Origin of the sequence: Pseudomonas abyssi, assembly GCF_002307495.1 — a bacterium.
GTDB classification, from domain to species: domain Bacteria; phylum Pseudomonadota; class Gammaproteobacteria; order Pseudomonadales; family Pseudomonadaceae; genus Halopseudomonas; species Halopseudomonas abyssi.
On the sequence record NZ_NTMR01000010.1, the window covers coordinates 170062 to 184561 of the forward strand.

The 14500-nt window shown below is 63.9% G+C and carries 13 protein-coding genes and 1 tRNA gene; 4 read left to right on the forward strand and 10 right to left on the reverse strand.

What is annotated here, in order from left to right:
* Nucleotides 1-15: 15 nt before the first annotated feature.
* The 6 genes from CNQ84_RS08545 to CNQ84_RS08570 all read right to left on the reverse strand — a co-directional run bounded on the left by CNQ84_RS08545 (nucleotide 16) and on the right by CNQ84_RS08570 (nucleotide 5827).
* Nucleotides 16-744 carry a hypothetical protein gene (locus tag CNQ84_RS08545; protein ID WP_133065883.1) on the reverse strand — a complete coding sequence of 243 codons (729 nt, stop codon included), beginning with the start codon at nucleotides 742-744 and terminating at the stop codon, nucleotides 16-18.
* A 216-nt stretch (nucleotides 745-960) separates the two neighbouring features.
* Nucleotides 961-1036: transfer RNA gene (locus CNQ84_RS08550), tRNA-Phe, on the reverse strand.
* An 87-nt stretch (nucleotides 1037-1123) separates the two neighbouring features.
* A complete protein-coding gene (locus tag CNQ84_RS08555) occupies nucleotides 1124-1396 on the reverse strand; it encodes an oxidative damage protection protein (protein ID WP_083728207.1) in 273 nt (90 codons plus the stop codon).
* 4 nt (nucleotides 1397-1400) lie between these two features.
* Nucleotides 1401-2465, reverse strand: a complete 1065-nt coding sequence (gene mutY, locus CNQ84_RS08560; RefSeq protein ID WP_096004471.1) for an A/G-specific adenine glycosylase — start codon at nucleotides 2463-2465, stop codon at nucleotides 1401-1403.
* Nucleotides 2462-4633 (reverse strand): AsmA family protein, encoded by a 2172-nt coding sequence (locus tag CNQ84_RS08565; RefSeq protein WP_165771253.1) that lies wholly within the window; start codon nucleotides 4631-4633, stop codon nucleotides 2462-2464. Before CNQ84_RS08565 ends, mutY begins: the two co-directional genes overlap by 4 nt.
* A gap of 90 nt (nucleotides 4634-4723) precedes the next feature.
* On the reverse strand, nucleotides 4724-5827 hold the full coding sequence (locus CNQ84_RS08570; RefSeq protein ID WP_096004473.1) for an NAD(P)/FAD-dependent oxidoreductase: 1104 nt from the start codon (nucleotides 5825-5827) through the stop codon (nucleotides 4724-4726).
* Between the two features lie 138 nt (nucleotides 5828-5965).
* On the opposite strand from CNQ84_RS08570, the gene hisB reads away from it, so the two are divergent.
* From hisB to hisF, 4 genes are all read left to right on the forward strand, one after another.
* On the forward strand, nucleotides 5966-6559 hold the full coding sequence (gene hisB / locus CNQ84_RS08575) for an imidazoleglycerol-phosphate dehydratase HisB (RefSeq protein ID WP_088276175.1): 594 nt from the start codon (nucleotides 5966-5968) through the stop codon (nucleotides 6557-6559).
* 3 nt (nucleotides 6560-6562) lie between these two features.
* Nucleotides 6563-7207 carry an imidazole glycerol phosphate synthase subunit HisH gene (gene hisH, locus CNQ84_RS08580; RefSeq protein ID WP_096004474.1) on the forward strand — a complete coding sequence of 215 codons (645 nt, stop codon included), beginning with the start codon at nucleotides 6563-6565 and terminating at the stop codon, nucleotides 7205-7207.
* A 95-nt stretch (nucleotides 7208-7302) separates the two neighbouring features.
* Nucleotides 7303-8052, forward strand: a complete 750-nt coding sequence (gene hisA, locus CNQ84_RS08585) for a 1-(5-phosphoribosyl)-5-[(5-phosphoribosylamino)methylideneamino]imidazole-4-carboxamide isomerase (protein ID WP_096004475.1) — start codon at nucleotides 7303-7305, stop codon at nucleotides 8050-8052.
* An 81-nt stretch (nucleotides 8053-8133) separates the two neighbouring features.
* Entirely contained in the window at nucleotides 8134-8907 is a 774-nt protein-coding gene (hisF, locus tag CNQ84_RS08590) for an imidazole glycerol phosphate synthase subunit HisF (protein WP_096004476.1), read from the forward strand.
* Between the two features lie 448 nt (nucleotides 8908-9355).
* Here the strand turns inward: hisF and CNQ84_RS08595 are convergent, their stop codons facing one another.
* From CNQ84_RS08595 to gpmI, 4 genes are read right to left on the reverse strand one after another with little or no spacing between them, the layout of a single operon-like run.
* Complete coding sequence (locus CNQ84_RS08595) at nucleotides 9356-10312, reverse strand: divergent polysaccharide deacetylase family protein (protein ID WP_245841298.1); 957 nt, start codon at nucleotides 10310-10312, stop codon at nucleotides 9356-9358.
* On the reverse strand, nucleotides 10309-11595 hold the full coding sequence (locus CNQ84_RS08600; protein WP_096004477.1) for a S41 family peptidase: 1287 nt from the start codon (nucleotides 11593-11595) through the stop codon (nucleotides 10309-10311). Before CNQ84_RS08600 ends, CNQ84_RS08595 begins: the two co-directional genes overlap by 4 nt.
* Before the next feature lie 49 nt (nucleotides 11596-11644).
* Nucleotides 11645-12829: a murein hydrolase activator EnvC family protein gene (locus CNQ84_RS08605; RefSeq protein WP_245841300.1), complete on the reverse strand. Its 1185-nt coding sequence runs from the start codon at nucleotides 12827-12829 to the stop codon at nucleotides 11645-11647.
* A 6-nt stretch (nucleotides 12830-12835) separates the two neighbouring features.
* The gene (gene gpmI, locus CNQ84_RS08610; RefSeq protein ID WP_096004478.1) at nucleotides 12836-14374 is read right to left on the reverse strand and encodes a 2,3-bisphosphoglycerate-independent phosphoglycerate mutase; all 1539 of its coding nucleotides are present in this window, start codon (nucleotides 14372-14374) and stop codon (nucleotides 12836-12838) included.
* Between the last annotated feature and the right edge of the window lie 126 nt (nucleotides 14375-14500).

A 14500-nucleotide genomic window follows, 5' to 3' on the forward strand; every position in this document is an offset into this window, starting at 1 on the left:
CTACCTCCATCTGCCCTAGAACACCATTGACATGCCGAATACCGGGCCGTACTCACGTACATCCCAGACAAACCGGTTGCCGGTAAAGTCATCCGTTGAGAAATCCTCGGCAAGTACCCGATAACCGGCACGCCAGAGTACGGGATGGCTCCAGAGCTGGCTGCGGTAGCCAACCTGAACCTGGCCGTTGAAAGCAAAGTCCGAACCCACACCGAAGCCACCAATATCCGCTTCGGTTGACAGGTTCCAGCGCGGGTCAAGGCCGTAACTCAGGCGCGCGCCAACAAAGGGGTCCCACCAGGTCGCCGAGCGGTCTTGGTTGACCCCGGGGGCCTTGGCGTCAGCGCGCAGGGACCGCCAGCGCACACCGGCAGTTGGCGCCACGGTAAACAGGCGCGGCTGGCCGTGCAGCGTATCGCCGCCCAAGGGCTGGGTGACAACCCGATAAAAAGCGCCCAGCGACGCGGTGCGCATGCTGACCGTCAGCTCTGCTTTGCCGCCCGAGACCTGCTGATCCTGGGTGGTATCGATATATTGCAGATCCAGATAGCCGCCCCAGAGGCCGTTGCTCAGCTCAACGGTCCCCATGGCGGCCAGATCCAGATGCTCCCAGGTCTCCGAAAAGGGAACATCAACCGGGCTGCTGTAGCCGGCCAGGCGGGTATCGCCGTCCAGGGCTGCCGCCCAGACATAGGGGCTGACGGTCCACTGCCAGCTGTCCGCTGCCGCGTGCTGGGCAGCCATCGCGTCTGCGGCGACCAAGGCGGCAGCGGCACCTAAGCAGGCCTTGCCAGGGGAAATACGCTGCGGGCACATGACGAGTCCTTTACTACCGAATGGTAAAAAAAGGCTAGCCAGGATTGTCAGACAAACCTCAGGCGGCACATGCGCCCTCAGAAAGGTGCCAGGAGGCAAATCGCAGGCAAAAAAAAGCTCGCCATAAGCGAGCTTTTTAAAAGATGGTGCCCGGGGACGGAATCGAACCGCCGACACGGGGATTTTCAATCCCCTGCTCTACCAACTGAGCTACCCGGGCAACGTGGGCGCCATTAAATAGATTGCGCCTCGACCTGTCAAGCCATCGGCATAATATTTTCCACTTTTTCAGCCGCTTACCGACACATCACTCGCTGGGCGGGACGTAGCCGTCGGCCTGAGCGTATTCCTCACCGGCGAGAAACTTGTCCATTTCCTGCTGAATGAAACGCCGATCCTCGGGATCCATCATGTTCAGCCGACGCTCGTTGATCAGCATGGTCTGGTGCTTCTGCCACTCATCCCAAGCCTTGCGCGAGACTTCGTTGAAAACTTCCTGCCCTTTGGGACCCGGATACGGCGGGCGATCCAGACCTGGCAGTTCCTGCTTGTACTTGCGACACATCACCATGCGCGTCATTGGCTTACTCCTCCAGGGCCGCCTGCAGCAGCGGCTCGATCCGGCCCAGCAGCTTCTTGACCGGCGCCGCCAGACCCAGTGGTTCAGGTTGCCGCAGGTTATACCAGACCTGTCCGCTTTCAGCCACGCCAGCAGGGCCGGAGACGGTCAGCAACAGCGGCTGAATATCCAGGTGGAAGTGGCTGAAGGTGTGCCGCAGTGGCGTCATGTCCTGACGTTGGTGGACAGTCAGTTGCAACTGCTCCAGCAACGCCGCCAACTGAGTGTCGTCATCCAACTGGGGCGGACACCAGAGCCCGCCCCAGAGCCCGCTGGAGGGGCGGCGCTGCAACCATACGCTGCCATCGCCGTTGATCAGCAAGGGCATGACGCAGCTGCGCACCGGCAGCGTCTTGCGTGGTTTGGAAAAAGGGAAACGGGTTGGCTCGCCGAGCACCCTGGCCGCACAGTGGTCACCCAGGGGGCACAGCAGGCAGGAGGGCTTGCTGCGCGTGCACAGGGTCGCGCCCAGATCCATCATCGCCTGCGTGTAATGGGCCACCCGGTGCTGCGGGGTGAGTCGTTCGGCCAACTGCCACAGCCGGTCGTGCACCGGCTTCTCGCCCGGCCAGCCTTCGACCGCAGCAAAGCGCGCCAGTACCCGCTTGACGTTGCCATCGAGAATCGGCGCACGAATCCCCATGCTCAACGAGGCAACGGCACCGGCCGTCGAGCGACCGATCCCCGGCAACTCGCAGAGCCCTTCGACACTGCGCGGAAACACGCCGCCGTGCTGACTGACCACCTGCTGGGCGGCCTTGTGCAGATTGCGCGCCCGGCTGTAGTAGCCAAGCCCGGTCCACAGGTGCAGCACCTGATCCTCACCGGCCGCTGCCAGCGCCTCAACGCTCGGCAATTGCTCCATAAAGCGCAGATAGTAGGGGATGACCGTCGCCACCTGCGTCTGCTGCAGCATGATCTCCGACACCCAGACGCGGTAGGGTGTCATGTCCTGCTGCCAGGGCAGATCGTGTCGCCCATGCTCGTCATACCAATCCAGCACGCGCTGGGCGAAAACCTCGGGTGTCACCGTGAAAACAGCCCCTTGATGGCGTCACGCAGCTCCGGTGCCTTGTCGCCAAGCGAATCGTCAATGCGCTCTTCCAGTTTGCGCTGTACTTCATTACCCACCAGCCTGGCAGCAATCTTGCCGACCTCTTCGGTATCGACACCACAGCTGCTGCCGGCATTGTGCAGATAACCCTGGCAGCGAATCGGCCATTCGATATCGGCGTAACGCTCATTGATCTGGCAGGCCTCATCCGGCATCTCGCTGCGGTCACCCTTGAGCAGCAGGCCGACACGGTAATCCAGGCGCTGCTCAGGCAGATTGATTTCGCCCCGCCCCTTGCCAGCCAGCCCCGGCAGGTCAACCACCAGATTCGAATTGCTGACCACGCCATTGCGAATGGTAAAGCTGCCGTCGAGCTGCTCGAACGGCGTATTGTCGCTGCCGTGCTCGCTACTCAACGATTTGCGATTGGCTAGCGCGATAGCCCGGCAGACCTGCTGTTCCAGGTTGACCCCAAGCAACGCGCCATCTTCCACTTTAAAGGAGGCGCCACCGTTCAGGCTGCCCATCCAGCGGCGCAGGCTATTGCCGCCAGCGGTGACATCCAGATTCATGTCCAGCAGACCGCGCACCTGCTGCGGTATGTCGTAAGCCTGCTGCGCCGCGGCTGAGTCAATCTTCTGCAACTGAGCCTTGAGGGCGCTGCTGACCGGCGTCTTGCGGGTGTCGATGCTGCCACTGGCAGCGAAGGTGCCACCGAAGATACCCCCGTCCAGTTGCGTCAGACGGACTACGCCATCACGCGCCTTGACTGCCAGATTGAAGGGCTTGATGTCCTGCCCGGTCAACGTGACCTGCTGCAGCGCCAGCTTGCCGTCGACATCCAGCCGCGCAAGGGCTTCCAGCGGCAAAATGGCATCGTCACTCCAGGGCTCGGGCGCGGACTGCGAACGGCTGCCGCCGGAACCGGCGCTGCCACTGCTGCCCTCACCCTCTGCGCTGAGCGGCAGGTAGTTATCGAGGTTCAGGGTGTCGCCTGCCAGATCAAAGCGCAGCGCCTGGCGCTCGAAATCCGCCAGCCCGAGCGAGCCCTGCAGGGCAAAGCCGTCCAGGGCCAACTGCAGATCATTCAGCATCAGGCTGCTCGCACCGCCCTCGAGGTTGGCCGACAACGCAACGCTGGACAGCGCTCCCGGATCGGCCATGTCCGGCAATGTCTGACCAATATCACGCAGCAGGTCGCGGGCATCAAAGGCGGCCACGTCGAGGCGGCCCGCCAGTTGCGGCTCTGTGTCCAGCTGGCTGAGCTTGAGTTGACCGGTGGCACGCATATCAGCCAGCGACAGACGCAGCTGGGTCAGCTCGGCGACCTGTTCGGCCAAGTCGACCAGGCCATCGCCCTGGAGTTGCAGATTGACTGCACGACCAGAGAAGGGCTCGCCGCTGGCATCGACCTTCAGGTCGACGCCGCTGAGCAGGTAGCGCTGTTCGTCGGGCTGCAGGGTCGCCACGGTGTTCAGGTCCATACGCACCCGCATGGCCGGCTGGTCCAACGTCAGCAGGCCCAGGAATGAAACATCAAAGGGCTCGCCCGGGATCAGCGCGCCGGTGGTCAGGTTGGCTTCGTCCAGCGACAGGATCTGACCGCTCTGGCGGTCCTCGTAATGCACGCTGGCGTTGGTGACCTGCACGCTCTCGATGGTGATATCGAAGGCCGAGCCGGCGGTGTCCTCCGGTTGCTCGGCGCCGCTACCGGCATCGCCTTCTGCTGCGCCGGCGCTGTCCTGCGGGCCCACGGTCTCCCAGTTACCCACGCCCTGATCATTGCGCACCAGTTGCAGCTGGACATCGTCCAGAATCACATCGCTCATGCGTACCTGCTGACGCAGCAGCGGCAGCACCTTGACGCCAAGGCCCAGGGTGCCGACCTTGGCCAGCGGCTGCGCCGGGTTGTCGACCGGCGCGACACCCACGTCTTTCAGCTCCATGCCCAACCAGGGAAACAGTGACCAACCGATGTCGCCATCCAGCGTCAGCTCAACGTTGCCCTGCTCGCGGGCAGCGGCGCGGATATCGTCCTTGTAGTCGTTGGGATCAAACAGGCGGGTCAGGAAGAACAGCGCGGCAATCAACAGCAGGGCTACCGCACCTACTACCAAGCCCAGCACCTTGGCGACGGATTTCATAATCACTCCTTGGTCAGCCCGGCCGGCGGCCGTCCGGCCCGGGGCAAAGATCATGGCACAGCGCGACGCAGAGGTCGCCTGCAAATGAGCCTACACCGCATCCAGTCGCGCTGCGACCAGCTCGGCCAGCGCCAGGCTGGCAGTCAGGCCCGGCGACTCGATGCCCAGCAGGGCAATCAAGCCGGGCACCCCGTGTACGCTCTGGTCTTGGATGACGAAATCCCGGGGCGGTTCCCCCGGACCAGACAGCTTGGGACGCACACCCGCATAGGCCGGCTGCAGACGCTGCGCGTCGACCTGCGGCCAATAGCGGCGGACGGCAGCGGCGAAGGCGTCACGCAGCCCGTCGTCGACCTGATAATCCAGCTGATCGAGGTAGCGCACATCCGGCCCGAAGCGCAGCTGGCCGCCCATATCCAAGGTCGCATGCACGCCCAGCCCGGCTGCGTTGACCTCAGGCATGGGATACACCAGATGCGAGAAGGGCGAGCGCCCGCTGTAGCTGAAGTAGCGCCCCTGACACAGGTGCAGCGGCGGAACCTGCTGCGCGCCTGCTGCCGCCTGCACCTGCTGCGCGAACAGCCCGGCGGCATTGATGACCTGCCGCGCACGCAGCGTGAAGGCATCACCGCCACTATGCCCCTCCAGCCTCAGCCCGCCGGGGACAGCGCTCAGTCGCTCGACCTGCGTATGGCAAAGCAGCTCACCGCTCGCGGCCTGCAGCGCGGCCTGAAACGACTGCAGCAGTGCGTGGCTGTCGACAATCCCGGTGGCCGGTGACAACAGCCCAGCCACCGCGCGCACCTGCGGCTCGTGCGCGGCCACCTCGGCAGCACTTAACCAGCTGAGCGCCACCCCGTTGGCCGCGGCATTATCCTGCAGGCGCCGCAGCGCCGGTATTTCATCATCAGTGACGGCCACCAGCAGCTTGCCCAATCGACGATAGGGCACAGCGTACTCATTACACCAGGCGTACAGCTGGTCGCGCCCCTGCCGACAGAGCTGCGCCTTCAGCGAGCCCGGCGCATAGTAGATGCCGGCATGAATGACCTCGCTGTTGCGGCTGGAACAATGCAGGCCGGGCGCCTCCTCCTGCTCCAGCACCAGCACGCTGCGACCGCCACGCGCCATACGCTGGGCAATTGCCAGCCCGACCACACCGGCTCCGATGACCACCAGATCGACGTCCACCACTGCACTCCTCACTGCAAGACGGTCCATTGTGCCGCCCTATTGCACCGATTGGCAGGCCAAATCCGCCACCGGTAGCCCTCGGCATGGGCAGGCACGTATAATGCACGCCTTTGAATGCATCCATCAGCGGAGACACCCATGGCTGAGCGTAAGGCCAGCGTCGCGCGCGACACGCTGGAAACCCAGATCCAGGTCGCCATCAATCTCGATGGCACTGGCCAGGCCGATTTCGACATCGGGGTTCCCTTCCTTGAGCACATGCTCGACCAGATTGCCCGTCACGGCCTGATCGACATGACCATCAAGGCCCGCGGCGACCTGCACATCGACGACCACCACACCGTCGAAGACGTCGGCATCACCCTCGGCCAGGCGTTTGCCAAGGCCATCGGCGACAAGAAAGGCATCCGCCGCTACGGCCACGCCTATGTGCCGCTGGACGAGGCGCTGTCGCGCGTGGTGATCGACTTCTCCGGCCGCCCCGGCCTGCAGATGCACGTGCCCTTTACCCGCGCCAGCGTCGGCGGCTTTGACGTGGATCTGTTCATGGAATTCTTCCAGGGCTTCGTCAACCACGCCCAGGTCACCCTGCACATCGACAACCTGCGTGGTGTGAATACGCACCACCAGATCGAAACCGTGTTCAAGGCCTTCGGCCGCGCGCTGCGCATGGCGATAGAAGAAGACCCGCGCATGGCCGGCATCACCCCTTCAACCAAGGGTTGCCTGTAAGCCATGAGCAGCCATGTAGCCGTCATCGACTATGGCATGGGCAACCTGCACTCGGTTGCCAAGGCCCTGGAGCACGCCGGCGCCCGCCAGGTCGACGTGACCAGTGATCCGCAGATCATCCTCGCCGCGGACCGCGTGCTGCTGCCGGGCGTCGGCGCCATTCGCGACTGCGTCAGCGAGCTGCGCCAGCTTGACCTGGATGGCGTCGTCCGTCAGGCCGCCAGGGAAAAGCCGCTGCTGGGCATCTGTGTCGGCATGCAAATGCTGCTGGAGCACAGTGAAGAGAATGGCGGCGTTGACTGCCTTGGCCTGTTCCCGGGCAAGGTGCGTTTCTTTGGCAATGAGCTGGAAGAAGCCGACGGCACCCGCCTGAAGGTGCCGCACATGGGCTGGAATCAGGTCAAACAGGCCATCGACCACCCGCTCTGGCACCGCATCGAGCAGGATGCCCGCTTCTACTTCGTACACAGCTACTACGCTGCGCCGGACAAGAGCGGCCAGCTGGCCGGCCGCTGCCACTATGGCGTCGACTTCGCCGCCGCACTGGCGCAGGACAACGTATTCGCCACCCAATTCCACCCCGAGAAAAGCCACACCAACGGCCTGCAGCTGTTGAGCAACTTTCTCGCCTGGGATGGGCGCTGGTAAACATCGAGCGACAAGCCACAAGCTGCAAGCCACAAGCCAGACCGCTTGAAGCTTGAAGCTTGAAGCTTGAAGCTCTTTTTCCAAAGGAAAAAGACATGCTGATCATTCCCGCTATCGACCTGAAAGACGGCGCCTGCGTGCGCCTGCGTCAGGGCCTGATGGAAGACGCCACCGTATTCTCCGACGACCCGGTCGCCATGGCGGCCAAATGGGTTGAGGCCGGCTGCCGTCGCCTGCATCTGGTTGACCTCAATGGCGCCTTTGAAGGCAAGCCGGTCAACGGTGATGCGGTCACCGCGATTGCGCGCCGCTACCCGAACCTGCCGATCCAGATCGGCGGCGGTATTCGCTCGCTGGAAACTATCGAGGAATACGTGAAGGCGGGCGTCAGCTACGTCATCATCGGCACCAAGGCGGTCAAAGAGCCGGAGTTTGTCGGCGAAGCCTGCCGCGCCTTCCCGGGCAAGGTGATCGTTGGTCTGGACGCCAAAGACGGCTTCGTTGCCACCGACGGCTGGGCCGAAGTCAGCAGCATTCAGGTGGTTGATCTGGCCAAGCGCTTTGAAGCCGACGGCGTCAGCGCCATCGTCTACACCGACATTGCCAAAGACGGCATGATGCAGGGCTGCAACGTCGAAGCCACCGCCGCGCTGGCCAACGCCACTTCGATTCCAGTGATCGCCTCCGGCGGCATCCACCACATCGGCGACATTCAGACCCTGCTGGACGCCCGCGCCCCCGGCATCATCGGCGCCATCACCGGCCGTGCAATCTATGAAGGCACGCTGGACGTAGCGGAAGCGCAGGCGCTGTGTGACAACGCAGCCGCAAGCCGCAAGCCTTAAGCGGCAAGCTGTCCGCGCCGGTTTACTGATTTTGCTTGCAGCTTGAAGCTTGTCGCTTGCAGCTGCTTTCGGAGAAAGCCCATGCCCCTGGCCAAACGCATCATCCCCTGCCTCGACGTCGATAACGGTCGCGTGGTCAAGGGCGTCAAGTTCGAGAACATTCGCGACGCCGGTGATCCGGTGGAAATCGCTCGTCGTTACAACGAGCAGGGCGCGGACGAGATTACCTTCCTCGATATCACCGCCAGCCATCAGGAACGCGACACCACGCTGCACACGGTCGAACGCATGGCCAGCCAGGTGTTCATCCCGCTGACCGTCGGTGGCGGCGTGCGCACCGTGCAGGACATTCGCAACCTGCTCAACGCCGGCGCCGACAAGGTGTCGATCAACACCGCCGCGGTGTTCAACCCGGAATTCGTCGGCGAAGCGGCTGACCGCTTCGGCTCACAGTGCATCGTTGTGGCGATCGACGCCAAGCGCGTCTCCGGCCCGAATGAGCCCGGCCGCTGGGAGATCTTCACCCACGGCGGGCGCAAGCCGACCGGTCTGGACGCGGTCGAGTGGTCGAAGAAGATGGAACAGCTGGGCGCTGGCGAGATTCTGCTGACCAGCATGGATCAGGACGGTGTCAAAAGCGGCTACGATCTGGGCGTCACCCGCGCCATCAGCGATGCCCTGCACATCCCGGTGATCGCCTCGGGCGGCGTCGGCAATCTGCAACACCTGGCCGACGGCGTACTGCAAGGCCGGGCAGACGCGGTACTGGCTGCCAGCATCTTCCACTTCGGTGAATACAGCATTGCCGACGCCAAGGCCTATATGGCCGAGCGCGGCATCGAGATGCGTCTCTGATATCACTGACGGCTTCCACGCTCTGCCTGGGAAACCGACCACACGGACGCTACACGCCTATTTCCTCCGACGCCACCTCGCTGTAGGGCCACGGCACGCCGTGGCCGCGCAAGCTCCATCACCGCACCGCTGGCTGGCTCTCTACGCCGCTTTTAGCTCGCTTTTCGCCTTTTACGGCGAGCCAAGGGGGGCTGCTTGCCCAGCCCCCCTTAGCGATCCCCCGGGGCACCCGGCTACGCGGCCCTTCGGGTTCGCTGCGTTGCTCGGGCTGACGGGGAGACCTCGCCGGCCACCCAAAAACTCGTCGCTTCGCTCCTCAGACATCCTATGGCTCTTTTTCCCGTCAGCCCTGCGCTACTCGCCCGCGTAAACGGGACTGGAGTCCGTGCACACTAGGAACATAGCGCACGATCAAGCCCTAGCCCGCTCACGCCTCGACGCCCACCAACTACCGCTCCAACAACACCTGCACACTCACCAACTGCACCCCTTCCGCCTCCAGCTGCGGCAAGCGGCGCTCCAAATAAGCCAGGGTTTCCGGATAGGGATGACCGATCAGCACGGCCGAGCCCTGCTTGCGCGCCCGCGCCAGTACCAGGCGAAACTCGTGATCGATCTCGGCTTCGCTGCGTACGTTATCCAGAAAGATGTCGCGGGAGACGTGGGGCACCTGCGCGGCCTCAGCAGCGAAGGCGGCCTGGGTTTGCGCGGTGGTGCGGCTGTCGACAAAAAATAGCTGCCGCTCGGCCAACACCTGCATCAACCAGTCCATGCGCTGGCGATCGGCAGTCAGGCGACTGCCCATATGATTGTTGACGCCCTGGATCGGGCTGAAGGCGTTCAGCGCCTGCCGCAGGCGAGAGCGAAACTCGGCTTCGGGCATCGTCGTGGTGAGCCCGCCCGGGCCAATCGACAGGCCGGCCATATTTTCCATCGGCAGATGCAGCATCACCGGCTTGCCGGCAGCAGCGGCTTCGCTGGCCAGCGTCTGGGAGTGAGGCAGCAGCGGCAATATCGCCAGCGCAACCGGCCCCGGCAGTGCCAGCACACGCCGCCCAGTGGTCAGACTCTGACCAACGTCATCAATGACAATCGCCAGGCGAGGTAGTGCCGGGGCGGCGGGCAGCGGCTGTGCAACGGGCGGCTCGACGGCGTCGGCCGGCACCGTACCCGGCAGCTCAGGCGGCGCCTCGGCAGGCGCGTCAGGAACACCTGGCGGAATATTCTCCGGCGGGATGACCAGCGGCTCGGGTGGCAGCGGCAAAGGCGCAACCTGCTGCACCGGCTTATCAGCAGCGGTCGGCGCAGGGGGCTGCTCGGCGCTATCGTCCGAGCAAGCTGCCAGCGCCGCCAGCAGCAAGCCTGCCAGGCCGCGGAGCAGCCCGGCACAGACACCGAGCCTCACTCTACGTTGCGGACGATGTTAAGGCCCTTGAGCAGATTCAGCGCCTGGTTGAGCTGGTAATCGGCGTCGCGGGCATCGCGCTCACGCTGCGGCATGCTGCCGGTCGGGCGCTCCTGACCACTGGCGTTGTTCAGGTGGCCGGCCAAGTCTGCTTCGCGGTAGCCGCCGCTATCATCGACATCATCCAGGGTGACATGAGCGCGCTCGACACGGATATCGGGGACGATGCCCTGAGCCTGAATCGAGCGCCCCTTGGGCGTGTAGTACAGCGCAGTGGTCAGCTTAAGCGCACGATCATTGTTCAGCGGCAACACGGTCTGCACCGAGCCCTTGCCAAAACTGTCAGTTCCCATGATCACGCCGCGGCCATGATCCTGCAGGGCACCGGCGACAATCTCCGAAGCCGAGGCAGAGCCACCGTTGATCAACACCACCAGCGGCACATTGCCGGAGGGGTTGCTGCTGGTGGCGCTGTAACGCAGCTCGGCGTTGCTCAAGCGCCCCTTGGTGTAAACGATCAGCCCCTGATCGACAAAGCTGTCGACGACCTCAACCGCTGACTGCAGCACCCCACCCGGGTTGTTGCGCAGGTCCAGTACCAGCCCCTTCAGATCACCGTTGGCATTGAGACGGTTGAGGCTGGTGCGTACTTCGTCACCGGTATTGTTCTGGAACTGGGTAATGCGCAGCAGCGAGTAACCGGGCTCCAGCTCTTCGGTCTTGACGCTCTTGACCTTGATGATGGCCCGGGTGAGGGTGACCTCAAAGGGACGACCACTGCCGCGCACCAGCGTCAGGCGGATCTCCGAGCCGGGCTCGCCGCGCATGCGGTCCACCGCGTCCATCAGGCTCATACCCTTGACCGGCTGGTCGTCGATCTTGACGATCAGGTCGCCCGCCTCGATCCCGGCTTCCGCCGCTGGGGTGTCGTCGATGGGTGAGACTACCTTGAGAAAACCGTCCTCCTGGCCAACTTCGATCCCCAGACCGCCAAACTGACCTTCAGTCGTGTCCTGCAGGCCGGTGTAGTCTTCGGGCGTGAGATAGGCCGAGTGCGGGTCCAGCCCTTCGAGCATGCCGCGCACGGCGTTGTCCAGCAGGGTGGCGTCGTCGACAGGCTCAACGTACGCAGCGCGAATGCGCTCGAACACTTCGGCAAAGGTGCGCAACTCGTTTAGCGGCAGGGGGGCTGCGGCTGCCTCGGCAGCTTGCTCCTGTGCCTGCAGGGGCATGACAAACGCCAGACTCAGACCGGCCACCAACAGACTACGCGCTGCAATCATGTAACTCTCCAATCCAGGGAAATCGAGCGGCCACCCCACCAGCGCGCTGTCATCCAGACAGCATACACCAGCGTGCCGGGTCCAGCGCCTGACCGCGATGACGAATGGCAAAGTACAGCGACGGGTCAGCCTGTCCGCCACTGGTGCCGACCGTTGCAATCGCCTCGCCCGGCTGCACCCAGGTGCCTACTTCCTTCAGCAAGCTCTGGTTGTGGCCATACAGGCTGAGATAGCCGTCACCGTGATCCAGAATCATCAGCAGGCCAGAACCGCGCAACCAGTCGGCGAACACCACCCGGCCGCCGTGAATGGCGCTGACCTGGCTCCCCGCTGCTGCACTGATCAGCAAGCCGTCCCACTTCAGTCGCGCATCACTGCCACGCTGACTGCCAAACCGTGCCTGAATACGCCCTCGCAACGGCAGCGGCAACTTGCCACGCGCCTGAGCGAAGGGCTGATTGCCGGCCGGCGTGGGAATACTCACCACTGCCTCTTCAAGACGCTTGATAACCCTGTTGAGTTCCGCACGTTCCGCTTCGCGACTGCGTAACTGTTCGCTTTGCGAGCGCTGCTGGCCCTGCAGCGAGGCCAGCACCTGGGTGCGCCGACGCTGCTCAACGCGCAGCGCTTCGGCCCGATTAGCCAGACCTTCGCGCTGTTGCTGGAGTTCGTTCTGCTGCGCTGCCGCGGCGGCGGACGCCTGCTGCACCTGGGCGATGGTGTCGTTGAACCGACCGATTTCCTCGACCCGCGCACGGCCAACGTACTCGTAGTAACGCAGCATGCGGGCCATGCGGCCCGGGTCATCCTGATTGAGCAGCAGTTTCATATAGCCCTGCTGCCCGGCCATGTAGGCGGCGCGCACCTGGCGGGCAATCTGCTCTTGCTGGGCGTCGAGCGAGGCCTGCAGCTGCGCCGCCTGATCGTTCAGCTCCTGCAAGCGGCTTTCGCCGTCACGGATCTGCTGCTCCAGTTCGCCGCTTTCGCGTTGCAGGCGACCGATGTCGGTTTCACTTTCCTTGAGTTCGGCCTCCAGGCCGGTGGCCTCCTGACGCAGCTCATCCAGCACCGCCTTCAGCCGCTCGATGTCAGCCTGCGCCTTTTCCAACTCGGCTCTCGCCGCGCGCGCGTCCTCAGACTGATCGGCCGACAGCGGCAGCGCCGTGGCGCCACCCAGCGCCAGCAGCGCGGCGAGCAGCCAGCTTCGGGTCCGTGCGCGTCCTTGCGTGCGCATGTCGGCTTACTGCACCCGCGTGATGATGCTGCGCCCGGTCATCTCGGCCGGTTGCGGCAGCCCCATCAGGGTCAGCAAAGTGGGCGCCACGTCGGAGAGGATGCCACCCTCGCGCATCTCGACCTGGCGCGGCCCGACGTAGACAAAGGGCACCGGCTCGCAGGTGTGCGCGGTGTGGGCCTGACCGGTAGTGTGATCAGACATCTGCTCAACGTTGCCATGGTCGGCGGTGATCAGCGCCTCGCCGCCGACTTTCTCCAGCGCTGCGGCGATCCGGGCGATGCACTTGTCCAGGCACTCCACCGCCGCCACAGCGGCCTCGAACACGCCGGTGTGGCCAACCATGTCGCCGTTGGCATAGTTGACGATAATGGCGTCGTAGCGCTGCTGCTCGATGGCCTCGACAATGCGGTCGGTGACCTCGGGCGCGCTCATCTCGGGCTGCAGGTCGTAGGTCGCGACTTGCGGGGAAGGAATCAAAATACGCTCTTCGCCCTCGAAGGGCTCCTCGCGGCCGCCGGAGAAGAAGAAGGTGACATGAGCGTACTTTTCCGTCTCGGCAATGCGCAGCTGGGTTTTGCCCTGCGCCGCCAGATACTCGCCCAGCACGTTGACCAGCGTGCCGGCCGAGAAGGCACAGGGCGCCGGAATGTCAGCAGCGTACTGGGTCAGCATGACGTAGCCGGCCAGCTTGAGTTCGCGCTGACGGGGAAAACCACTGAAAGCCGGCTCAACGAAGGCGCGGCTTAGCTCGCGGGCACGGTCGGCACGGAAGTTCATGAACACCACCGCGTCGCCATCCTCCACCTTGACTGGCGAGCCGATAGTGGTCGCTTTGACAAACTCGTCACTCTCGCCACGCTCGTAAGCCGCAGCCAGGGCATCGGCGGCGTTCTCGGCGGCAAACTCGCCCTGCCCTTCGGTAATCAGGTTATAGGCGGCCTCAACCCGATCCCAGCGGTTGTCGCGATCCATGGCAAAGTAGCGACCAATCAGGCTGGCGGTACGCCCCTTGCCCAGGCGCGCGTAGGCGTCTTCCATCAGTTGCAGCGACGGCGCTGCGCTGCGTGGTGGCGTATCGCGACCATCCAGAAAACCGTGTACGTAGATCTGCTCGGCGCCGCGCTTGGCGGCCAGCTCGACCATAGCGACCAGGTGGTCCTGATGGCTGTGGACCCCACCGTCGGACAGCAGGCCCATGATGTGAACAGCCCGACCGGCGGCCACCGCCTTGTCGACCGCGCCACAGATAACCTCGTTGGCAAAAAACTCACCGTCCTGAATCGACTTGGTGACGCGGGTAAAGTCCTGATAGACCACCCGACCGGCACCCAGATTCATGTGCCCGACTTCGGAGTTGCCCATCTGCCCGTCCGGCAGCCCCACGTCCATACCCGAGCCGGAAACCAGCGTGTGCGGTGCAGTTGCCCAGAGCTTGTCCCAAACCGGCGTATTGGCAGCCATGATGGCGTTGGAGTCGGGGGAGTCGCTGTGACCGAAGCCATCCAGAATCATCAGTACTACGGGTTTAGGGGCTGCTGTCATTGCACAAAGCTCTCGTTGGGAGTGTTCAAGGGGAACCGCGGGCATCGCCGCCGCAAATCTGCCAGACAGTTTACTTGCCCACCCCCCGGCTGTCATGCTCGGCTCGGTCCTGGGCAGCCCTGAACC

Excerpts from the sequence above, each read along its gene's own strand:
- CNQ84_RS08545 (WP_133065883.1), bottom strand. The coding sequence starts at position 744 with ATGGCTGCCCAGCACGCGGCAGCGGACAGCTGGCAGTGGACCGTCAGC.
- CNQ84_RS08555 (WP_083728207.1), bottom strand. The coding sequence starts at position 1,396 with ATGACGCGCATGGTGATGTGTCGCAAGTACAAGCAGGAACTGCCAGGT.
- CNQ84_RS08565 (WP_165771253.1), bottom strand. The coding sequence starts at position 4,633 with ATGAAATCCGTCGCCAAGGTGCTGGGCTTGGTAGTAGGTGCGGTAGCC.
- hisB (WP_088276175.1), top strand. The coding sequence starts at position 5,966 with ATGGCTGAGCGTAAGGCCAGCGTCGCGCGCGACACGCTGGAAACCCAG.
- hisH (WP_096004474.1), top strand. The coding sequence starts at position 6,563 with ATGAGCAGCCATGTAGCCGTCATCGACTATGGCATGGGCAACCTGCAC.
- hisA (WP_096004475.1), top strand. The coding sequence starts at position 7,303 with ATGCTGATCATTCCCGCTATCGACCTGAAAGACGGCGCCTGCGTGCGC.
- hisF (WP_096004476.1), top strand. The coding sequence starts at position 8,134 with ATGCCCCTGGCCAAACGCATCATCCCCTGCCTCGACGTCGATAACGGT.
- CNQ84_RS08600 (WP_096004477.1), bottom strand. The coding sequence starts at position 11,595 with ATGATTGCAGCGCGTAGTCTGTTGGTGGCCGGTCTGAGTCTGGCGTTT.
- CNQ84_RS08605 (WP_245841300.1), bottom strand. The coding sequence starts at position 12,829 with ATGCGCACGCAAGGACGCGCACGGACCCGAAGCTGGCTGCTCGCCGCG.
- gpmI (WP_096004478.1), bottom strand. The coding sequence starts at position 14,374 with ATGACAGCAGCCCCTAAACCCGTAGTACTGATGATTCTGGATGGCTTC.